19 protein-coding genes are annotated in these 20,361 nt (G+C 68.9%); 6 read left to right on the top strand and 13 right to left on the bottom strand.

Annotated elements, in window-relative coordinates:
- Positions 1-284: 284 nt before the first annotated feature.
- From C3E78_RS00720 to C3E78_RS00730, 3 genes are all read right to left on the bottom strand, one after another.
- Positions 285-1,637, bottom strand: a complete 1,353-nt coding sequence (locus C3E78_RS00720; RefSeq protein WP_108576516.1) for a hypothetical protein — start codon at positions 1,635-1,637, stop codon at positions 285-287.
- Positions 1,638-2,129: 492 nt separating this feature from the next.
- On the bottom strand, positions 2,130-3,212 hold the full coding sequence (locus C3E78_RS00725) for an acyltransferase family protein (RefSeq protein WP_108576517.1): 1,083 nt from the start codon (positions 3,210-3,212) through the stop codon (positions 2,130-2,132).
- A gap of 191 nt (positions 3,213-3,403) precedes the next feature.
- Positions 3,404-3,577, bottom strand: coding sequence for a hypothetical protein (locus tag C3E78_RS00730; RefSeq protein WP_159085762.1), 174 nt, complete (start codon positions 3,575-3,577; stop codon positions 3,404-3,406).
- Between the two features lie 83 nt (positions 3,578-3,660).
- On the opposite strand from C3E78_RS00730, the gene C3E78_RS00735 reads away from it, so the two are divergent.
- A complete protein-coding gene (locus C3E78_RS00735) occupies positions 3,661-3,918 on the top strand; it encodes a hypothetical protein (protein ID WP_108576519.1) in 258 nt (85 codons plus the stop codon).
- Between the two features lie 63 nt (positions 3,919-3,981).
- Here the strand turns inward: C3E78_RS00735 and C3E78_RS00740 are convergent, their stop codons facing one another.
- From C3E78_RS00740 to C3E78_RS00750, 3 genes are all read right to left on the bottom strand, one after another.
- Positions 3,982-5,817, bottom strand: a complete 1,836-nt coding sequence (locus C3E78_RS00740) for a phosphoenolpyruvate carboxykinase (GTP) (RefSeq protein WP_108576520.1) — start codon at positions 5,815-5,817, stop codon at positions 3,982-3,984.
- A 151-nt stretch (positions 5,818-5,968) separates the two neighbouring features.
- A complete protein-coding gene (locus C3E78_RS00745; RefSeq protein WP_108576521.1) occupies positions 5,969-6,301 on the bottom strand; it encodes an STAS domain-containing protein in 333 nt (110 codons plus the stop codon).
- On the bottom strand, positions 6,298-8,565 hold the full coding sequence (locus tag C3E78_RS00750) for a SpoIIE family protein phosphatase (protein ID WP_108576522.1): 2,268 nt from the start codon (positions 8,563-8,565) through the stop codon (positions 6,298-6,300). The genes C3E78_RS00745 and C3E78_RS00750 overlap by 4 nt, the downstream gene beginning before the upstream one ends.
- A 122-nt stretch (positions 8,566-8,687) precedes the next feature.
- Here C3E78_RS00750 and C3E78_RS00755 point away from each other — a divergent pair, with 122 nt between their 5' ends.
- Positions 8,688-9,485: an alpha/beta fold hydrolase gene (locus C3E78_RS00755; protein WP_168217208.1), complete on the top strand. Its 798-nt coding sequence runs from the start codon at positions 8,688-8,690 to the stop codon at positions 9,483-9,485.
- Positions 9,482-10,741 carry a SpoIIE family protein phosphatase gene (locus tag C3E78_RS00760; RefSeq protein ID WP_108576523.1) on the top strand — a complete coding sequence of 420 codons (1,260 nt, stop codon included), beginning with the start codon at positions 9,482-9,484 and terminating at the stop codon, positions 10,739-10,741. Before C3E78_RS00755 ends, C3E78_RS00760 begins: the two co-directional genes overlap by 4 nt.
- A 6-nt stretch (positions 10,742-10,747) precedes the next feature.
- Here the strand turns inward: C3E78_RS00760 and C3E78_RS00765 are convergent, their stop codons facing one another.
- The 4 genes from C3E78_RS00765 to ligD form a co-directional block, all read right to left on the bottom strand.
- Entirely contained in the window at positions 10,748-11,854 is a 1,107-nt protein-coding gene (locus C3E78_RS00765; protein ID WP_135804882.1) for an ATP-dependent DNA ligase, read from the bottom strand.
- Positions 11,855-11,908: 54 nt separating this feature from the next.
- Positions 11,909-12,289 (bottom strand): TraR/DksA family transcriptional regulator, encoded by a 381-nt coding sequence (locus tag C3E78_RS00770; RefSeq protein WP_108576525.1) that lies wholly within the window; start codon positions 12,287-12,289, stop codon positions 11,909-11,911.
- 79 nt (positions 12,290-12,368) lie between these two features.
- The gene (locus C3E78_RS00775) at positions 12,369-12,953 is read right to left on the bottom strand and encodes a hypothetical protein (protein ID WP_168217209.1); all 585 of its coding nucleotides are present in this window, start codon (positions 12,951-12,953) and stop codon (positions 12,369-12,371) included.
- A gap of 31 nt (positions 12,954-12,984) precedes the next feature.
- On the bottom strand, positions 12,985-14,361 hold the full coding sequence (ligD, locus tag C3E78_RS00780; RefSeq protein WP_168217210.1) for a non-homologous end-joining DNA ligase: 1,377 nt from the start codon (positions 14,359-14,361) through the stop codon (positions 12,985-12,987).
- 230 nt (positions 14,362-14,591) lie between these two features.
- On the opposite strand from ligD, the gene C3E78_RS00785 reads away from it, so the two are divergent.
- Positions 14,592-15,395: a sigma-70 family RNA polymerase sigma factor gene (locus tag C3E78_RS00785; RefSeq protein ID WP_159085763.1), complete on the top strand. Its 804-nt coding sequence runs from the start codon at positions 14,592-14,594 to the stop codon at positions 15,393-15,395.
- A gap of 154 nt (positions 15,396-15,549) precedes the next feature.
- Here the strand turns inward: C3E78_RS00785 and C3E78_RS00790 are convergent, their stop codons facing one another.
- Positions 15,550-16,065: a hypothetical protein gene (locus C3E78_RS00790; RefSeq protein ID WP_108576528.1), complete on the bottom strand. Its 516-nt coding sequence runs from the start codon at positions 16,063-16,065 to the stop codon at positions 15,550-15,552.
- Between the two features lie 176 nt (positions 16,066-16,241).
- Here C3E78_RS00790 and C3E78_RS00795 point away from each other — a divergent pair, with 176 nt between their 5' ends.
- Positions 16,242-16,955, top strand: coding sequence for a GAF and ANTAR domain-containing protein (locus tag C3E78_RS00795; RefSeq protein ID WP_108576529.1), 714 nt, complete (start codon positions 16,242-16,244; stop codon positions 16,953-16,955).
- Here the strand turns inward: C3E78_RS00795 and ku are convergent.
- Both ku and C3E78_RS00805 read right to left on the bottom strand, forming a co-directional pair.
- Positions 16,952-17,866, bottom strand: coding sequence for a non-homologous end joining protein Ku (gene ku / locus C3E78_RS00800; RefSeq protein ID WP_108576530.1), 915 nt, complete (start codon positions 17,864-17,866; stop codon positions 16,952-16,954). The genes C3E78_RS00795 and ku overlap by 4 nt on opposite strands.
- Before the next feature lie 206 nt (positions 17,867-18,072).
- A complete protein-coding gene (locus C3E78_RS00805; RefSeq protein WP_108576531.1) occupies positions 18,073-18,813 on the bottom strand; it encodes a CatB-related O-acetyltransferase in 741 nt (246 codons plus the stop codon).
- A 184-nt stretch (positions 18,814-18,997) separates the two neighbouring features.
- Here C3E78_RS00805 and C3E78_RS00810 point away from each other — a divergent pair, with 184 nt between their 5' ends.
- Complete coding sequence (locus C3E78_RS00810; protein ID WP_108576532.1) at positions 18,998-20,350, top strand: NAD-dependent succinate-semialdehyde dehydrogenase; 1,353 nt, start codon at positions 18,998-19,000, stop codon at positions 20,348-20,350.
- The last annotated feature ends 11 nt before the right edge of the window (positions 20,351-20,361 follow it).

Here is a 20,361-nt window from a genome sequence, read left to right on the forward strand (position 1 = left end):
GCCTTCGCGTTCGGGGATCCTGCCGATTGACTCAGGACACTGCGAACATCGCGAGCGCGAAGCACCTTATGTAAGGCACCGCCACCTCTGCCGCTTTGGGCCTGTGGCGGCTGGTCGTGATTTGTCGCTCGCGCCCGCAGCGCGTGTTTTATGGACTCGAGGCGGTGTGAGCAGTTGGGCCTCGATCAGTCGCGTGAAGCGCCATACCGTCCCGCCACCAGCGTCACGGGAGCCTCAGGACCGCCAGTACAGGGCAGCGACGAGGTGAATGTTGCGAAAACGACTCAGGTTCCAGGCAACGAAGAATGGTGGGCGGCGCGTCCCCCCGTTGCGGCCGTAGTCCGGGTGCTCGTATTCGACGGACGTGGTTCGGAGTCCACGCCTGATGAGTACGCCGCCGCGCACGCTGCCAGCAGCATCCACGGGATCGGATTCGACAGGTTTGGCTCCGCGACAACCTTGACCAAAAGAACGCCTATCAGCGCCCACAGCTCGGGGCGCATCTCGGCGATGCTTCGCGCGCGCAGGGCAATCCGGCCGACGAGTGCGACGTAGAGCCCGGTCCCGACCAGGCCGACGTTCGACAGCAACAACATCGCGAACGATGACGGTCGGGACGACCCCAATCCAGCGCCGAGATACCAGGTATCGAGGAACAGGTCCCACGAGAATGCATTTGAGCCCGAACGGTTCGCGTAACTCGACGAGCGGAGCTTGTCCTCGATCAGAGCTGCGGCGTAGTCGTGCACGACGGCCGAAGCGGTGGCTATCACGACCGCGGCAACGATCATCAGCAGCATCACCTCGGCCCGTACACGCGATTGGCCGCTGACGAACCGCCACACCACCACGCCGACCGTGAGACCTGCCACGAGGCCGCCCCCAGCAACGGCGGTCCCGGAGTACGACATAGCCAACATCGTCAGGTTCGACGCGAGTAGAAACACGCCTACGGCATTTCTGTGTGTTTTGGTACCCAACGCGAAGAGACCGTAAACTCCGGCTGCAACACTGAAAGTCGCGAGCATCGAGGGCTCGGAGTAGATCCCCGAGAACCGTTGCGCACCGTTGAAATAGCTATCGCTATGGATTCCGAAGAGCGACGTTCGGAACACCTCGCGCGGGTAGAAGATTCCGATCAGTTGGTTCGCCAGCGCCCACAGGTTGAGCAACGTGCCGACCGCAAACCCTGCCGCGATGAACCTCGAGTTCTTCGGAGGGTTGCGCGCGAAGTACACGACGACGAGCACCGCGAGCCCAAAGTAGCCAGCCTGGGCGAGGTTGGAAATCGTAAACTCAAGCTGGCCCGGCGCCTCAACCTGCTCGTCCACGCCGCCGCGCGCGACGAGGACCGGTATGCCCCTAAAGACTGCCGGCAGCGCTACCGCTGTTGCTGCAAAGAACGCGACGAGGGTGACCGGAAGCAGCCCGAGGTTCGATGGTTTGGACCTCCTGAGTCCGAGTAGCAAGGCCGGCGCGATAGCCGCAACGAAGAACGGCTGGACCTTGTTGCCACTGAACTCCAGCGCCGACGATGACACGAGCGGCATGGTCGCGGCCATCAGGTACGGCAGGAACGCGGGACGGAAGATCGCGTACACCGTCAGCGGAATGACGATCAGCCCGAGGGTGGTCACCGCCGAAGCCTAACGGAGATGGCAGTCGAAATGTCACCCCGTCGTTCATCTTCGCGACACGCATCTTCCGATGTGTTCCATGAGACCACCCGAGGCGGGACCGCCGCATGACATCGCGCTTTCTGGGATTCGGTTCGAGCCTTCCCTTTCGGCAATAACGACGTCCTGGGGCCGCTCTCGCGATCGTTCGTCAGACCCGTTCTATGGCTGCTGCTTCTTCGGCTACTGCACTGACTTCGGCACCATCCCGACGGACGGCGCGACCTCGTCGGGACTGTCACATCGAGACCAACAGCACCGAGAATGTGCAGGGCGTCCTGTTCCGAGAGACGAATGATGCTCAGTACGAACTTGCGGGCGCCGTTTGGCATGGACGGCGACCACATGTGATGCCTCGCGGCACGGAGGGTGCGTCGGGTGTGACGGCGTGCCCCGGTCCAGGATCTGATTCCTCCGAGCGTCGTGTCCGACCTAACTGGCGCCCCGCGATGATCAGTATCCCGGTCGCGCAACCGGCCGGTGCTGGCGTCCCGGTCGATTTGGCTTGACGAACCTGCCCCGGAGGTGCCCCTGCACGGGTGCCAAGACGCGGTGTGTGATCGCGGCGAGCACGAATGCCAGCGGATATGCCCAGATGGCCGTATCGGCGAAGGATTGCTCGGTGGCGCGTGCGCCAACCGTGCGCAAGACGTGATGCCATAGGTACAACTCGTAGGAGATGACCCCGATATAGACCAACGGCCCGACCGAGAGCGCGCTCATTATCGGCCCGCCAGCCACGCTCACGGCGGCAATGATCAGCAGGCACGTGCCAGCTGCGGAGAAGACGAATGAGAACCCGTAGAGGTGGTCAGGTTCGGTGAGTAGGACCGCGACGACGATGAGGGTTGCTCCCGCAATTGAGGCGCCGAGGCCTGACTGGATCCGGTCTCGCTCGCGTAGTGCGAGTGCGAGTGCGCAGCCCAGAGCAATGCCCCCGACGCGCAGGTAGTTGAGGGCGGACGAATCGCCGCGGCCAATTAGATGCGCGACCGCGAGTAGGGTCAGGAGCCCGACGCCCGCTCCTGTTAGTCCTCGTTTGAGCGCACGTTGCGACCATCCGCGACGTGCCGCGACGATGAGAACCAACGGGAATACGAGGTAGAAGTACTCTTCGAGGCCGAGCGTCCAAGTGTGCAGGTACGCGGCAGAGAGGTGTAGCGGGAGCGTTGTGACGGGCGTCAGGTAAAGGAGGGCCGCGAAAGAATCAACTAGATACTTCGCGGGCTCTGGCATCCATAAGAGTCCAGGGATCAGCATCATCACGACCACAACGATCAGGGCAGGCCAGAGCCTGATAGCGCGTTTTGCGTAGAACTTGGGCAGGTTGATCCGGCCACCGCGAGCAACTTCGGTGGAGAGTATGCTGGTAATCAGGTAACCGGAGATGACGAAGAACACGTCCACGCCGATGACGCCGCCATGGGCAAGCACTGGCGTGGTGAGCGCTAAGTGATACACCAGCACCATTAGCACTGCGATCCCCCGGAGACCGTCAAGTGCCGGGATGTACGCGATGCTGCGCGTAGATGTCATGCCGAGATTCTACAGTGACTGCATGTCACTCCTCGGTGACACTTCGCCCTTACGAGCCCCCTTGTCCACGCCCATTGCGCAAGGTGCGCAGGAGTCCGGGGCGGACGCCCTGCCCCGAACCGGGCGCCTCTGCCCGGCCGGCCGTCCGAGTTGGAGGCGGACGTCGGATCCCTGTGTCCGCGCCGATGCCCTCAGATCCTGGGCTGACGCATCGGTGCGATGTCCCAGGTCACGGGCTGGGTGACTCCCAGGAACTGCACGAAATCCCGCGCTGCATCCGCGGTCCCGAACGGCCCGAAGATGCGGACCTCGGGTGTGGTCTTGCTCGGCACGGGCGCCATCCCGATCGCGACCCACTGATTCATGGGCATAGCGTAACTCTGAGTTATAGTGACGGGGTGCGGCCGTCCGTGTGATTAGGCTCGCCCGCGGCGGGAACACCGAGGCCATGACCGAACCGCAGACCATCACCGCCGACCATGTCCGCTCCCTCCTCGACGCCGGCCCCGGCGCGACGATCGGGCTGATCGAGGGGCGCGTCGAGGTGATCAGCGCCGAGCAGGCGGACACCGACGCGTACCTCGGTGCGCTCACCGTCATCGCCCAGGACGACCTGGCCGACGAGCTCGGGGAGGATCCCACCGACGAGCAGATCTCCGCCGAGGCCGAGGCGCTGACGACCCAGGCCCAGCAGATCGGCGGCTGACCGGACGACGAAGCCCCTCACCCGTGGCGGGTGAGGGGCTTCGTCAGGCTCGAGGAGCTCCGATCAGGCGTCGGCCTCCAGGTCGGCCTTCACCCGGCGGTGCGCCTCCCAGATCTCCTCCGGCAGTCCGTGGAACGCCGAGAGGTGCACGTCGCGGTGCTCGATCTCCTGCTGCCAACGGGCGTTGTCGATCGTGAGGATCGTGTCGAGGTCCTCGGGCGAGATGTCGAGCCCCTCGAGGTTCAGCTCCTCCTTGGTCGGGATGATGCCGACCGGCGTCTGGCGTCCGGAGACCTCTCCGGCCTTGAGCTGCATGAGCCACAGCAACGGGCGCAGGTTCTCGCGGTAGCCGGGCCACAGGAAGCGACCGTCGTCGCCGCGCTGGAACCAGTTGACGTGCGCGAACAGCGGCAGCTCCTTGGCCTGGCCGATGATCTTCAGCCAGTGCGCCGCGTACGAGCCCTCGGGGTACGACATGAACGGACGCATCGACATGGGGTCGTAGCGCAGCTGTCCGTCGACGCCCTCGGCGGCGAACGTCGCCTCCGCGCCCAGCGTCAGGCCGTCGTACACGCCCTCGGCGAGATCGGTGATCGCGCGGATCAGCGGCTCACGGTCGCGCGTACGACCGCCGAAGATGATCGCGTCGATCGGCACGCCCTGCGGGCTGTTGAAGTCCGGTGCGACGTTGGGGACGTTCGACAGCGTCGTGGTGAACCGGCTGTTCGGGTGCGCCCACGGGGAGTCGTCGCCCTCGGCGCGCTCGGAGATGAGCTCGCCCTTCCAGTCCTCCCAGCCCGTGACGTCCTCGGGCGGGTTGGGCGTCTTGCCCTCCCACCAGACCTCCTGCGTCTTGGGGTTGTACGCGATGTTGGTGAAGATCGCGCCCGAGCCGGCGTCGACCGAGTGCAGCGCGCCGGGGTTGGTCGCCTCGTTGGTGTCCTTGGCGACACCGAACACACCGAACTCGGGGTTCATGCCGTAGAGCTTGCCGTCGTTCTCGTCGACCCAGAGCCACGCGATGTCGTCGCCGTAGAAGTCGACGTAGTAGCGGTCGCCGAGGGCGTCGGGTGCCAGCGTCATGGCGAGGTTGGTCTTGCCCGAGGCGCTCGGGAAGCCGCCACAGATGTGGTACTTCTTGCCGGTCTCCTTGTCCGTGATGCCCAGCAGCATGAACTGCTCGGACAGGAACGCGCCGGAGGCCCAGCCGTCGTACGCCGCCTGGCGCAGGCCGTGGGCGATCTTGCCCAGCAGGGCGTTTCCGCCGTACGAGGAGCCGAAGTGCAGGATCGTGCGCTCGTCGGCGACCGTCACGAAGTAGCGGGCGTCGTCGGCGGTGCCGTGACCCAGGTTCTCCAGGTCGCCGGTCACGTGGACGGCGCGGACGAAGCTGTTCGGGTCGGCGAGGTCGTTGATGTAGTCGATGCCGACGCGGGCCATGCGGATCATGTGCATGACCACGGTGCGCGAGTCGGTGAGCTCGACGCCGGCGGCGTACGCCTCGAGGGGCGAGCCGGGAGGTGCCATCAGGTACGGGACGACGTACATCGTCTTGCCGGCCGACGCGCCGCGCATCTTGCTCTCCAGCAGCGGCTTCATCTCCGAGGAGGGGCGCCAGTTGTTGTACGCGCCGGCGTCCTCGGGGTTGCTCGTGGCGACGATCGTGCGCTCCTCGGAGCGCGCGGTGTCCTTGTGGTAGCTGCGGGAGTAGTACAGACCCTCACCGGCGGGAAGGAGCTCCCCGGCATCCAGTGCCTCCTGCGCGAGCCGCGCGTCGTCCGATGCGCTGATGACCTCGACGCGCTCCGCGCCGGTCAGGTCGGCCCAGTAGCGGACGTACTCGCGGACGTGGGGGTTGGTCAGTCCGGCCTGATCCAGTGCTGCCTCAACATCTGCCATTGACTGCATGCCTCTCGTGTGTGACTCCGCGCGGGCGCGCCTCGTGCTGCACCGAAGGCTACGCGGCAGAGTGCCCAAATGCTCGTGCTCGTGCGATTTGTCACTCTGAGTCTTATTTCACGATTCGGGCGCGCCGGCCGTGGCACCGAGCTCAGCTGCTGGTGGCGTCCGCGACCGTCGGGTAGAGCTGGAAGACCTGTTCCATCCCGGTGATCGACAGCACCCGCTGCACGACCGGGCTGGCCCCGGCGATCCGGAACTCCCCGTCCTCCCGGGTCATCTGCCAGCCGCCGACGAGGGCGCCGAGACCCGAGGAGTCCATGAAGGCGACGTCGGTGAGGTCGACCACGACCCGCGACGAGCTGTCGGAGATGCGCTCCACGATGTGGGCACGCAGCTCGCGCGCGGACTCGATGTCGATGTCGCCGGCGAGCTCGACGACGTGGAAGTCGCCGGCGGACCGGTCGGAGATGGTCAGGCTCATGGGTGAGCTCCTGTCGTGCGGAGGGCGACCACCGTGAGGTCGTCGTCGAGAGTGCCCGGGACGGCCGTCAGTAGGTCGTTGATCCAGGTGTCCAAGGTACGGGTGTGGTCCGTGGTCACCGCGGCCCGGCGCAGTCGTTCGATCGAGGTGCCGATGTCGACACCGCGCCGCTCGACCAGTCCGTCGGTGTACATCAGCAGGACGTCACCCGGCGCGAGCACGAGATCCTCGGCCTCGGCCTGGCCGAAGTCGACCCCCAGCAGCGGACGCGTCGCGGGCCGCAGCAGCTCCGCTCCGCCGTCCTTGAGCAGCAGCGGCGGCGGGTGACCGGCGTTCGCGAGCTCGACCCGTCCGGTGACGGGGTCCACGACCAGCACGACGACCGTCGCGGTCTGCCCGGGCAGCAGCGCGTTGACCAGGACGTCGAGCTTGTCGACGCACGCGGCGGGGGAGTGGCCGTCGATCATGTACGCCCGCAGGGCCGTCCGGATCTGCGCCATCGCGGTCGCCGCGGTGACCCCGTGCCCGGCGACGTCGCCGACCGTGAGCACGATGCGCCCGTCGGAGAGCGGGAACGCGTCCCACCAGTCGCCGCCGAGGTGGTTGCCCTTGGCGGGGCGGTAGCGGGCCAGCACGTCGACGCCGTCGAACTGGGGCGCCTCGTCGAGCACCACCGCGCGCTGCAGCGACTCCGCGAGGGCCGTGTGCTCGTGCGTACGTCGCACCAGCTCACCGGCGACGTGGTGGCGCAGGTTCTCCACGACGTCGAGCTCCCACGGTCGCCACGGTGTGCTCTGGCCGCGGACGACCTGCTGCCACTTCTCGAACGACTTGCGGGGGCTCAGCCGTACGTTCGGGCCCTCGGCCAGGGCGAGCGCCTTGTTGGTCGGGTCGCCGCCCCAGTCGACGGTCTGCTCGACCTCGGGACGCAGCCAGAGCATCCACCGGTCGGGGCCGTTGCCCACGTGGAGCGCGCCCGCCGCGACATCGGACGCCTCGGCGAGCTCGGGTGCCAGCGCCGCGAGGTGGTTGCTCGCGGTGGCCCGGCCGTCGCCCTCCCCGATCTCCCGGACGATCCGGTGCATGACGTGCTCGCTCGGCACCGTGCCCATGGTGGACAGCTGGCCGTCGACCCAGAGGGCGGCGCCGGTGGCATCGACGAGCTCGAGCAGCCGCGGATCGGACATCAGGGTGTCGTAGACCGGGCGACGGTCGCCGGCGAGGGTGGCCGTCAGCCGGCCCAGCATGGCGCTGGCGCGGATCTCGTCCGCGTGGTTGTCGGCGCGCTCGCGGTCGTCGATGAGCTGCGAGGCGGTCTGCCCGAGGAACTCCGCGGCCGAACGGGCGTCGAACGGCACCCGGTGCGGGCCGGAGTAGTGGTGGCAGGCCACGAGGCCCCACAGCTTGCCCTGCTTGACCATCGAGACCGACATCGACGCCGAGACGCCCATGTTGGACAGGTACTCGACGTGGATCGGGGAGACGCTGCGCAGGACCGAGTGCGACAGGTCCAGCGGCGCGCCGGTCTCCGGGTCCAGGACGGGCTCCAGGGGGACCGGCTCGTAGAGGATGTCGGCGATGAGCCGGGTCCAGTTGACCGTGTAGAGCCGTCGCGCCTGGGCCGGGATGTCAGTTGACGGGTAGTGCAGGCCCAGGAACGGGTTGAGGTCCTCGCGCCGGTCCTCGGCGACGACCTCACCGTTCCACGCCTCGTCGAAGCGGTAGACCATGACCCGGTCGAAGCCGGTGACCTGACGGATCTCGTGGGCGAGCTGCTGGCACAGCTCGGGGGTGGTGGACGTCTCGGTGAGCCGCGTGACGGACGCCCGGGCCGACCGGTACGACACCGCCTGGGTGGCCTCGGGTCCCCACACCGGCTCGACCTCGACCACCGTGCGGCTGCCCGAGCGGTGCACGACGAGCTCCACCTCGGCGGTGCCGAGCTGGCCCTCGTTGGACGCGAGCCTGGCCCGCAACGGTGCCGACAGGTCGCCGTTGGCCACCGCCTTGGCGACGGTCGCGGCCGGGCCGGCGCCCAGCACGTCGCGGACGTCCAGCCCGATCAGGTCGGCGACGGGACGACCCAGCAGCCAGGCGGTGTTGCGCGATCCCATGACCACGCGACGCTCGTGGTCGAGGGCGAGCAGCAGGCCGTGGGGCTGGATCGCGCCGGGGATGTGGATCGGCTCACGGTCGCAGTTGGTGAGGTCCGGGGCCGCATAGGCCGGGGTGTGGTCGAGACGACCGAGGGGATCGGGAATCAAGGCGCAGCTTTCTCAAGATGGCACCGCCTGGTGGCTCAACCGGTCGCCGCCAGCATATCGGCAGGTCCCGACAATGTGGCCGAGATGGCGGGAGCAGCAGCCCACTCAGATATCGTTCGGGCATGAACGCGACGCGACGCCTCAACGCCAAGGTCTCCGGACCGACCGGCGCACGAGTGATGCTGTTCGCGCACGGCTTCGGCTGTGACCAGAACATGTGGCGTCTCGTCGCACCCGCGTTCGAGCAGGACTTCCGGGTCGTCACGTTCGACCTGGTGGGCGCCGGCGGCAGCGACCTCGCGTCGTACGACCCGGAGAAGTACGCGACCCTGTCCGGCTACGCCGCCGACGTCATCGACCTCATCGACGAGCTCGACCAGGGCCCCGTGATCTTCGTGGGCCACTCGGTCTCGTCCATCATCGGCGTGCTGGCCGCGGTCGAGCGTCCCGAGCTGTTCGACCGGCTGGTCCTGGTCGGGCCGTCCGCCCGCTACATCGACGACGAGGGCTACGTCGGCGGCTTCAGCGCCGCCGACATCGACGACCTGCTCGAGTCGCTGGAGAGCAACTACCTCGGCTGGTCGCACGCGATCACTCCCGTGATCATGTCCAACCCCGAGCGCCCGGGACTGACGCAGGAGCTCGACGAGAGCTTCTGCCGCACCGATCCCGACATCGCGCGCCGCTTCGCCTCGGTCACGTTCCGCTCGGACAACCGGGACGACCTGCCCAAGGTCATCACGCCGACGCTGGTGCTGCAGTCCCGCGAGGACGCCATCGCACCGCAGTCGGCGGGCGAGTACGTCCGCGACCACGTGCCGGACTCCACCTACGTCGTGCTCGACTCGGTCGGTCACTGCCCGCACCTCAGTGAGCCGGACCAGACCATCGCCGCCATCGCAGACTTCGTGCGCCCATGAGCAGCGACCGCGGGGACTTCTTCGAGAACGCGCCGTGCGGCTACGCCGAGCTCGACGCGGACGGGCGGATCATCGCGGCCAACGGGGCGTTCCTGTCACTGGTCGACCGGGCGCGGGACGACGTCGTCGGCAAGGAGACGTTCGCGAGCCTGCTGAGCGCGGGCGGTCGGATCTACCACGAGACCCACTTCCGTCCGGCGCTGCAGATGCACGGCGAGGTCCACGAGATCGCCGTCGACCTCGTGCGCCCCGACGGCACCAAGGTGCCCGCCCTGGTGAGTGCGAACGTGCGTGGCGAGGGCCGCAAGCAGACGACGCGACTGATCGCCTTCGAGGCGCGTGACCGCCGGACGTACGAGCAGGAGCTCCTGCGCGCCCGCCGGGCGGCCGAGGAGGCCGAGGCCCGCGCCACGACCTTGGCGCAGACGCTGCAGTCGACGTTCGTCCCGCCGACGATCGCCCCCATCCCGGGCCTGGAGGTCGCTGGGGCCTACCGTCCCGCCGGCGACGGCAGCGTCATCGGTGGCGACTTCTACGACGTCTTCCAGATCAGCACGGGCGAGTGGCTCGTCGCGCTCGGCGACGTCTGCGGCAAGGGCGTCGACGCCGCGGTCCTCACCGCCTTCGTCCGCCACTCGATCCGGGCGCTGGCCGTCCGGCACGTCTCGCCGGCCGCGGTGCTGCGCGACCTCAACACCGCGCTCCTCGCGCACGGCAGCGACCGGTTCTGCACGGTCGTGCTGCTGCGCCTGCTGAAGGAGGACGACCAGTGGCTCGTGACGGTCAGCTCCGGCGGGCACCCGCTGCCCCTGCTGATCGCCCAGGAGGGCGCGGTGGCGGAGATCGGCGCGTCCGGGTCGCTGATCGGCGTCCTGTCCACGCCCCAGCTCGACGACGGGCGCACCACGGTCGGACCTGGTGACCGGGTGGTCCTGTTCACCGACGGGGTGACCGAGGCCCGTCGCGGCGACGAGCCCTTCGGCCTCGACCGGCTGATGTCGCTGGTCGCGACCGACCTGCCGAGCGCCGCGGACACCACGTCTGCGGTCCTCGACGAGGTGCTCACCTTCCAGGACGGGCAGGCCCGCGACGACATCGCGATCGTCACCGTGCGGGTGCTGGCACCCGGCGAGGAGCCGCCGTCGGACGCCCCTGCCGAGCCCGAGCCGATGGGTCTTGAGGCCAAGAACCAAGCCCTGCTGGCGCTTCAGCAGGCCGAGAACGCGGCCGGGTCCGACCAGGACCCGAAGGACTGACGAGTCTCAGCCCGACGCGCCGGCTGCGTCGACCTCGGTTGCCAGCAGCTCGGGTCGGACGCGGACCAGCTCGCGCGCGTCGTCCCACGGACCGGACTCGAGCGAGTCGGCCACGACCTCGACGACGGTAGACGGGTCGACCAGGTGCAGCTCGGCCGGCAAGTCCTCGGGCCATCCGGGGACGTCCTCGGACGTCAGACCGTCCGCCCACGGGTGGTCCTCGGCGGCCCGGGCGAGGTGGGCGCCCATCCGCCGGCTCAGCGGAAGCGTCAGCTCGGTCGTGCAGCCGAGGACCTGCGCGGTGCCGTCGGCGGCGAGTCGGCCCAGCACCAGTCGCCGCGGCGCCCTCAAGGACCCGGAGATCGCGAAGACGACGCACTCGACCGAGTCCTGGATGCGCAGCTTGCGCCATCCGCGCTCACCGCCGTCGTACGTCGTGCCGAGCCCCTTGGCCACGACGCCCTCGACCCCGACGTTCGCCTCGGCGTAGTTGGCCATCCACTGCTCGGCCTCCTCGACCTCCCGGGTCTGGGGGACGAGGTGCAGCGGCGCACTGACGTCGCCCAGCAGGATCGTGAGCGCCTGGCGGCGGACCCGCAGCGGGCTGTGGCGCATGTCCATGCCGGCCCCGGCCAGCACGTCGAACGCGATGAACGATGCGGGGCGCGTGTCCAGCAGGCCGACCGGGACGTCCCCGTCGAGACGACGCTGCAGCTCGCTGAAGTCCGAGGTGTTGTCGCCCCAGACGACGAGCTCGCCGTCGAGCACGACGCCGGACGGCACGGACTCCAGGGCGGCCGCCGCGATGTCCGGGAAGGACCGGGTGATGTCCCGGCCGTGGCGGGACTGGATGCGGCAGTGGCCGCCCTCCACGAAGACGATGGCGCGGTAGCCGTCGAACTTGGGCTCGTAGACCGAGCCGCCGGGCAGGTCGTCCTCGTCAGGCAGGGCGTGCACCGTCCGCGCGAGCATCGGCTCCTGCGGGTACGGCAGCACGGAGAACTCCACTTCCTGGGCCTGCTCGACGTGTGCGCGGCCTCGTCGATTGTCCCACCGGCGACCGATGAGATGCGGGTCTGTGGTGGTCTGGCGGTCATGTGTCGTCAGGTTCACGATTTCCCCTCTCACTGAGACGGGAGTACCCCCTCCCCGGTACGGCAACCGGCCTCAGTGGGCGCAGGTCATGCAGAGGGTCGCGCGGGGGAACGCCTCGAGCCGCGGACGCCCGATCGCACCCGTGCAGGACTCGCACACCCCGTACTGGCCGTCGGACAAGCGGTCGAGGACGTGCTGGGTCTGCTGCAGGATCGCTGCGAGGTTCTCCGCCTGGACCGCGTCCTGCAGCCGCTCGGACCGTTGGCTGGCCACGTCGAGGTCGTCGACCAGGACCTCGATCGGCGGGGCCCCGGCGGTCGTGCCGAGATCGGAGCCGAGGAGGGCGAGCTCGGTGTTGAGGCGCACCACCGCGGCTTCCAGGCCGTCGCGGATGGCCTTCAGCTCTGCAGCCGTCCAAGGGGAGTCCGTGGGTTCCTGGAGCTCAGCGGTCATCAGACACCTCGGGGTCGGGCGGGAAAAGAGTGAACTCCCCTTACCCCGCCCGACCCCGGGCAATCGCGGCAGCGTCAGATCAGGACTTCGACGCCGAACCGTTCGTGTCGTCGGAGGCGCCGCCCACGACCTCGGCCGCCGTGTGCGCACCGGCCGGCGCGCTCGAGGCGGACGACGTGGTCGAGGCGGACGGCGGCGGGGGCGTGGTGGGAGCCGCCGGCGGGGGCGTGCTCGTCGGCGGCGTGTACGCGTGGTCGGGCTGGCCGCCGCGACGGCGCAGGATCGCGAAGGTCGCGGCACCGGCGCCGGTCAGGATGCCGAGGGCCGCCACCTTGCGCAGCCGCTTCTTCTTGGGCTTCGCGCGCTCGGGCAGCTTCTCCTGCACGTTCTCGGGCAGGCGCTCGAAGAGGTCGTCCCGCAGGTCCAGCAGCTGGTCCTTGTCGGGCAGGGCCGCGACGATCTGGTCACGGACGCCCGGGGCGCGGTCGACGACCTGCTGGCGCAGCTCACCGGCCTGCTCGACGATCTGGTCGCGGACCTCGGGTGCGTGCGCCACGACCTGCTTGCGGAGCTCGTCGGTCTGGCCCGCGAGGTCGCTGAGCTGTGACTCCAGCTTGTCGCGAAGCGTGGTCGGGACGGTCTTCTTCTTGAAAGGCCTGGGCATGTGCGTGCTCCTGTTCATCGGGGATCTCAGTTCAGGTGATCTTCATCCGGTGGATGAGCCACTGGTTCTTGTTGGTGTGGATCAGCGCGTACTTGCGACGTCCGCCGAGCCCGCCCTCCTTGGTACCACTCAGGGTGGCAATGACCTCTCGAGCCTTCCACTTCTCGAGCTCGTACGTGCCGTGGTCCCAGATGGTGACCTCCCCACCTCCGTACTCGCCCTTCGGGATCGTTCCCTCGAAGGTCGCATACGACAGCGGGTGGTCCTCGGTCTGCACCGCAAGATGATTCTTGCCGGTGTCGGTCGGGACGCCCTTGGGCAGGGCCCACGACACCAGGACACCGTCGTGCTCGAGCCGGAAGTCCCAGTGCAGGCTGCTCGCGTGGTGCTCCTGGATGACGAACGTCCGTCCGTCGGACGTCGACGGGCGGTCGGCGGGGACGGGTTCGGGGGTCTTGTCGGGGTCGCGCATCGACCGGTACGTCGCCAGGCGGTCGAGCTCGTCGGGCTCGGCCGCGTGGGTCGGCAGATCGGCCATCGGGTCCTTGCGCCGCTTCATGCGGGCGACCACCTGGTCGAGGGTGAGCTGCTCGAGCGAGTCGGTCATCTCGCGCCACGTCCGGGGCACCGCGACCCTCGGCTCGGTGGTGCCGCGCAGCGAGTACGGCGCGATCGTCGTCTTGTTGCCGTTGTTCTGGCTCCAGTCGACCAGCACCTTGCCGGGTCGCTCGCTCTTGCGCATCGAGCTGACCACGAGGTCGGGCAGCTCGGCCTCCAGGGCCTTGGCGACCTCCTTGGCGAACGCGTTCATGTAGTCCGAGTCGTGGGCGCCGTCCAGCGGTGCGTACAGGTGGATGCCCTTGCTGCCGCTGGTGACCGGGTACGTCGTCAGGTCGAGGTCGGCCAGCATCTTCTTCGCCCGCTTGGCCACCTCGACGCACTCCGGCAGGCCGGCGCCTGGGCCCGGGTCGAGGTCGAGGACGAACCGGTCGGGGTTCTGCGGCGTCCCGTCGCGGTCGACCCGCCACTGCGGGACGTGCAGCTCCAGGGCGGCGACCTGGCCGGCCCAGGCGAGCGCGGCGGCGTCCTCGAACACGGGGTAGGTGTTCACGTGCTCACGGTGGTGGATCTCGACGCGGCGGATCCACGACGGTGCGGAGTCGGGCAGGTTCTTCTCGAAGAACACGCTGCCGGGCTTGCTCCCGGTGCCGACGCCGTCGACCCAGCGCTTGCGGGTGACGATGCGACCCTGGATGTGGGGGAGCAGGTAGGGGGCGATCTGCTGGTAGTAGGCGATGACGTCGGCCTTCGTCGTCCCGGTCGCGGGATAGATGACCTTGTCCGGATGCGTCAGACGCAGACGCCGCCCAGCGACCGACACGGTGTCGGCGGCGCTGCTGCGGGCCATCGGGGTCCTTTCGCCGTCGGGTCGCTCCCTCCGGGCGCGGCACGCGTACCCGATCCGAGCCGGATGAAACCGGTCTTGTCCAAGCAGTCGCAGGTGAATAGCCCATGAGAACTAGATGAACTAGTCCATCGGCACGGGTCGCGGCTTGCCATCGGGGGTCCATCAGTGCCATGGTGTGGTGGTCGGTTGAGCAACTAGCCGTACACGGATCGAGACCTCTGGGGGTCATCGTGAACTCTGCTCCCGTTACATCCATCAGCACGTCCACCTCGTCGGGCCCCGCCCACGAGCAGGCGGACGACACCGCAGCACTCATCGAGGCGGCCGCCTCGGCCGGTCCGGCTGAGCGCGCCGCGCTCGAGGACGAGGTCGTCCGTCGCCATCTCGGGCTCGCGCGTCACCTCGCGGGCCGGTACGCCGGTCGCGGCATCGACCGCGAGGACCTCGTGCAGGTCGCCAACTTCGCGTTGGTCAAGTCGATCCGCGGCTTCCGCCACGACCGGGGCGAGTTCGTCCCCTTCGCGACGGTCACGATCCTGGGTGAGATCAAGAAGCACTTCCGCGACCACGGCTGGGGCGTTCGTCCCCCGCGCCGGATCCAGCAGCTGCAGGCCGACATCTCCGCGGCGTCCGAGCGCATCTTCCACGCCGAGGGTCACGCACCCGACGCCACGCAGATCGCTGCCGAGCTCGGCGCCGACCTCGCCGACGTGAACGAGGCGATGGCCGCTCGCGGCTGCTTCTCGCCCACGTCGCTCGACCAGCCCGTGCGCGACGGCGGCCAGCCGCTCGGCGAGACGCTGCGCTGGGACGAGTCGGCGTTCTCGTTCATCGACGACTGGGTGACGGTCGGCCCGCTGTGCCGCGACCTCGCCGAGGACGAGCGTGAGCTCATCCGCCTGCGCTTCGTCGAGGACAAGACCCAGCAGGAGATCGCCGACCTGGTCGGCGTGAGCCAGATGCAGGTGTCGCGCCGCCTCGCCAAGCTGCTCGACCAGCTGCGCGCGAAGGCCGCTGTCGCGGACGTCGCCTGACCGTACTTTTCGGTGGAGCCCCGGGCCTGTTCGCCCGGGGCTTCGTCGATTGCTAAAGTCGTGCCCGCCGGTTCAGCAGCAGCCGTTTCGCTTTGTGGACCGGAAAGGCATCTCGATGGATCGCACCGCTCTCGACGACCCCGGAGGTCGTCGATCAGGAGCTGGCGCGATGACGCCCGGGCTCGAACGTCCGCTCCGCGAACGACGGTGCCGAGGTCCACACGACCTGGTTGCCGACCTCGTCGGCGATCGCCTGGGCCAGGTCCTCGGGAGCCGCGACGTGCTGCGGTGCAGGGTCGTCCAGGTCGGTCCCGATGCGGGCCTCCAGAGGTGCGTGCCAGATGAGGGACACGTCGTGGTGGTCGCTGCACCGGAGGCAGAGGTCCACCAGCTGGTCGCAGGCCGCGTCGTCGGTCGGCCTCTCGCACACCGCCACCACGTGGGTGGCGGGCGAGGCCTGGCGCACCAGGTCGCGGATCGCCTGATCGCCGGCCGTGGTGTCGAGGCGGACGACGGCATTCGTCGCGGTCGTCAGCCAGCCCAGCGAGACGGTCACCGCGTGGATGCTGCATCCTCGCCGGTCGAGCTCGTGGGTCAGGGCCTGGCCCAGCGCGTCGCGGTCACCGAAGACGGTCACGGTCGGGCCCGCGAGGTGCAGGTCAGAGCTCACGCGGTCGTCCCTTCGGGTCGGGCAGCGAGGTGGCGGACGTGGTCCACCGAGGTCAGCAACAAGCGGGTCGTACCCCTACCGACGGCGAGCAAACCGTCGGTAGGTCACGACCTGTATTTTCAGTCGGGGCTGTGGTTGTCTTGACCGGCATCCCGAAATCTTTGAGGAGTGCTTCCGTGGACAGCTCGACGTTCTTCGCGCAGATGGCCCTTGACCTGCACGACGAGCCGACGGCCGAACGGACGATCGAGCGGATCGCGGAGTACGCGCAGATGGCCACCGGCTGCGACGACGCGGGCATCATGCTCGTGCACGCGCGCAACCAGATCGAGACCGCGGCCGCGACGTCCCGCCGCGTCGGGGAGTCCCACAACCTGCAGATCGTCCACGACGAGGGCCCCTGCCTGGACGCGATCGACGGCGACGCCCACTACTCGTCCGACGACGTCGCCAGTGACCCCCGGTGGCAGAAGTGGGGCCCGTCGGTCGCCGAGCTGGGCTTCAACAGCGTCCTGAGCCTGCGCCTGGAGACCCGGTCGCGCCGCTACGGCTCACTGAACCTGTACGCCGAGCGGCTGCACGCCTTCGACGACGACGACCTCGCCGTCGCCGCAGTCTTCGTCCGGCACGCGTCGGTGGCGCTGGCCAACGCGCACAACGAGGAGGGCCTGCAGCTGGCCATCGACGCGCGCAAGCTGATCGGCCAGGCGCAGGGCATCCTCATGGAACGCTTCGACATCGACGCCGATCGGGCGTTCGAGTTCCTGCGCCGGCAGTCGCAGACCCACAACGTCAAGCTCCGCTACGTCGCGGAGTGGGTCGTCGACCACCGGGGCTCGCCCGACGCGACGTTCTCCGGACCGGTCCCCGACGAGGTCGCCAGCCGCTAGCTGGCCTTCTTGGCCTTCTTCTTCGCGGGAGCCTTCTTGGCCGGGGCCTTCTTCGCGGCAGCGGTCTTCTTCGCCGCGGCCTTCTTGGCGGGCGCCTTCGCGGGGGTCGACTTCTTGGCGGGTGTCGCCTTCTTCTTGTCGATGCTCCGCTTGAGCGCCTCCATGAGGTCGACGACCTCGGCGTCCTCGCCGTCGTCCTCGCTCTGTCCGAAGGTCGCGTCGGTGTCGAGCGCGTCGCCCTCCTTCAGCTTCGCCTCCACGAGCGTGCGCAGCTGCTCCTGGTAGTCGTCCGTGAACGCGGAGCTGTCGAAGTCGCCGGCCAGGGACTCGACCAGCTGGGCGGCCATGTCGCGCTCCTTCTCGCTGATCCGCGGCGTCTCCTTCAGCACGTCGAACGCGGGGGAGCGCACCTCGTCGTCCCACAGGAGCGTCTGCAGCAGCAGGACGTCACCGCGGACGCGCAGCGCGGCGAGCCGGGTCTTCTGACGCAGCGCGAACCGGACGATCGCGGTGCGGTCGGAGTCCTCGAGCGCGCGGCGCAGCAGGGTGTACTGCTTGAGGGTCTTGCCCTCGGGCTCGAGGTAGTAGCTCTTGTCGAGGCGCAGGAGGTCGACCTGCTCGGCGGGGACGAACTCCACGACCTCGATCTCGTGGTTGCGCTCGGCCGGGAGCGACTTGAGGTCCTTCTCGGTCAGGACGACCGTCTGCTCGCCGTCGTCGTACGCCTTGTCGATGTCTCCGTACGCGACGACCTCGCCGCACACCTCGCAGCGCCGCTGGTAGCGGATGCGCCCGCCGTCCTTGGCGTGGACCTGGTGCAGCGGCACGTCGTGGCTCTCCGTCGCGCTGTAGACCTTCACCGGCACGCTGACCAGGCCGAAGCTGATCGCGCCCTTCCAGATGGATCGCATGCCTCATTAGACCCTGTCGCGCGCAGGTCCCGCACGTCAGCGGTGGATTCTCCACCGTTTCCGGGGGGCGCGGTGCTTCTGCCACCGTTGCGCCCGGGCGCGGTGTTTCTGCCACCGTAAGAGGCGGATTTCGGGCCCATTCGGTGGCGCATCCACCGCGCCACCGGGAGAAGGTGGCAGAAACACCGCGCCCGGCGGGGGAGGGGTCAGCGGGGGAAGAAGCGGAACCGGCGTCGCGGCGGGGCGGGGTCGGCCGGCTTCGGGATCTCGACGAAGCCCGGGTCGTACGACTCGAGGCCGCCGGCGATGCGGGTGCGCAGCTGCGCGACCGCCGCCGCGGGGTCGTCGTACGGGATGCCGCTGAGCTGGTTGGGGGAGTGCTGCCACCACTGCAGGTCGAGCAGCTCGGCCCGCAGGTCGTCGTCGACGCGGGAGCGGATGACCTTCGCCGGCAGGCCGGCGGCGATCGAGTACGGCGGGATGTCGTGGGTGACGACGGCGTTCGCGGCGATGATCGAGCCGTGGCCGATCGTGACGCCACGCAGGACGACGACGTTCGCGCCCAGCCACACGTCGTTGCCGATCACGGACAGGTCGCCGCCGACGCTGCGGAACGACTGGCGTCCCCCGGCCGCGGGGTCGACGACCTCGGTGGAGTCCGCCGACGGGTGCCAGCCCCAGGTGGCCTTCTTGTACTGGAACGCCGAGACGCTCAGCCAGCTCGTCGGGTGGCCGGTCGCGCCGAGCAGGCTGCCGGGGCCGATCTCGCAGTAGCGCCCGAGCGTTGCGGCCTGCACCTCGACCTCGCGGCCGAACTCGGTGAACGCGCCGATGCGGGTGTCGGCCCGGATCACGAACGGACCGAGGAAGCGGACGGGCGGCTCCACGAACAGGCGGGACCGGCCGACGCGCTGCACGTGCTGGGCGCCGCGGATGTGCTCGACCATCGTTCCCCCTGCTCGTCGACGCTGGATCGACCGGATGCGGCTCTCAGGTTATCGACCGGGTCGCCGGTGCCGCGGCCGACACCGCCGCGGACGGGACCGCAGAGATTTCTGCGCCGGGTCCGGCGATCCGCACTAGGCTCGATCACGCCTCACCGATCTGTCCGATGGAGCCGAAGGAGCAGTCATGACCAGTCCCGCGTACCAGGTGACCGACCCGTCGACGGGCGAGGTCGTCGAGTCCTTCGAGTCCGCGACCGATGCCGACGTCGAGGCCGCGCTGACGGCCGCCGCGGAGGCGTACTCGTCGTGGAAGGACGTGCCGATCGCCGATCGTGCGACGGTGGTGAAGAAGGTCGCGGCGCTGTTCGCCGAGCGTGCCGACGAGCTCGCGAAGATCGCGCAGACCGAGATGGGCAAGCCGGTCGGGGAGGGCGTCGAGGAGGCCGAGTTCTGCCAGGCGATCTTCGACTACTTCGCCGACGAGGGACCGACGCTCGCGGCCGACCAGCCGATCAAGACGTTCTCGGGCGGCAGGGCCGTGGTCCAGAAGCTGCCGATCGGACCCCTGCTGGGGATCATGCCGTGGAACTTCCCGTTCTACCAGATCGCCCGTTTCGCGGCCCCGAACCTGATGCTGGGCAACACGATCATCCTCAAGCACGCCGAGTCGGTGCCGCGCTCGGCACTCGCGGTCGAGCAGATCTTGAAGGACGCCGGCGTGCCCGAGGGCGCGTACGTCAACGTGTTCGCCACGCACGACCAGATCGAGACGATCATCGCCGACCCGCGCATCGCCGGCGTCTCGCTGACCGGGTCCGAGCGCGCCGGCGCCGTCGTCGCCGCGCTGACCGGCAAGAACCTCAAGAAGTGCGTGCTGGAGCTGGGCGGCTCCGACCCGATGGTCGTGCTGGACACCGACGACCTCGACTCGGTGGCCGGCGACGCGTGGGACTTCCGGATGTACAACACCGGCCAGGCCTGCAACTCCAACAAGCGCATGATCGTCATGGAGGACCTGTTCGACGACTTCGTCGCCAGGCTCACCGAGAAGGCGCTGTCGCTCGAGTCGTTCTCGCCGCTGTCGTCGCGCAGGGCCGCCGAGACCCTCGCCGAGCAGGTGCAGGACGCGGTCGACAAGGGCGCGACCCTGCACGCGGGCGGCACGCTCAGCGACGGGCCCGACGCGCACTACTCGCCGGCCGTGCTGACCGGCGTCACGAAGGACATGCGGGCGTACTCCGAGGAGCTGTTCGGCCCGGTTGCCGTGGTCTACAAGGTCGGGTCGGACGACGAGGCGCTCGCGCTCGCGAACGACACGACGTACGGCCTGGGCGGTTCGGTCTTCAGCGCCGACCCGACCCGCGCGGAGAAGATCGCCCAGCGGCTCGAGGTCGGCATGGCCAACGTCAACTCCACGGCGGGTGAGGGCGCCGAGATCCCGTTCGGTGGCGTCAAGCGCTCCGGCTTCGGCCGCGAGCTCGGTCCCCTCGGCATGGACGAGTTCGTCAACAAGCGGATGTTCTACGTCGCCGACTGACCGCACACCCC

Origin of the sequence: Aeromicrobium chenweiae (assembly GCF_003065605.1) — a bacterium.
Classification (GTDB): Bacteria; Actinomycetota; Actinomycetes; order Propionibacteriales; family Nocardioidaceae; genus Aeromicrobium; species Aeromicrobium chenweiae.

Coding starts and splice junctions, on each gene's coding strand:
- C3E78_RS00725 (WP_108576517.1), bottom strand. CDS start 3,212: ATGACATCTACGCGCAGCATCGCGTACATCCCGGCACTTGACGGTCTC.
- C3E78_RS00730 (WP_159085762.1), bottom strand. CDS start 3,577: ATGAATCAGTGGGTCGCGATCGGGATGGCGCCCGTGCCGAGCAAGACC.
- C3E78_RS00735 (WP_108576519.1), top strand. CDS start 3,661: ATGACCGAACCGCAGACCATCACCGCCGACCATGTCCGCTCCCTCCTC.
- C3E78_RS00740 (WP_108576520.1), bottom strand. CDS start 5,817: ATGGCAGATGTTGAGGCAGCACTGGATCAGGCCGGACTGACCAACCCC.
- C3E78_RS00745 (WP_108576521.1), bottom strand. CDS start 6,301: ATGAGCCTGACCATCTCCGACCGGTCCGCCGGCGACTTCCACGTCGTC.
- C3E78_RS00755 (WP_168217208.1), top strand. CDS start 8,688: ATGAACGCGACGCGACGCCTCAACGCCAAGGTCTCCGGACCGACCGGC.
- C3E78_RS00760 (WP_108576523.1), top strand. CDS start 9,482: ATGAGCAGCGACCGCGGGGACTTCTTCGAGAACGCGCCGTGCGGCTAC.
- C3E78_RS00770 (WP_108576525.1), bottom strand. CDS start 12,289: ATGACCGCTGAGCTCCAGGAACCCACGGACTCCCCTTGGACGGCTGCA.
- C3E78_RS00775 (WP_168217209.1), bottom strand. CDS start 12,953: ATGCCCAGGCCTTTCAAGAAGAAGACCGTCCCGACCACGCTTCGCGAC.
- ligD (WP_168217210.1), bottom strand. CDS start 14,361: ATGGCCCGCAGCAGCGCCGCCGACACCGTGTCGGTCGCTGGGCGGCGT.
- ku (WP_108576530.1), bottom strand. CDS start 17,866: ATGCGATCCATCTGGAAGGGCGCGATCAGCTTCGGCCTGGTCAGCGTG.
- C3E78_RS00805 (WP_108576531.1), bottom strand. CDS start 18,813: ATGGTCGAGCACATCCGCGGCGCCCAGCACGTGCAGCGCGTCGGCCGG.
- C3E78_RS00810 (WP_108576532.1), top strand. CDS start 18,998: ATGACCAGTCCCGCGTACCAGGTGACCGACCCGTCGACGGGCGAGGTC.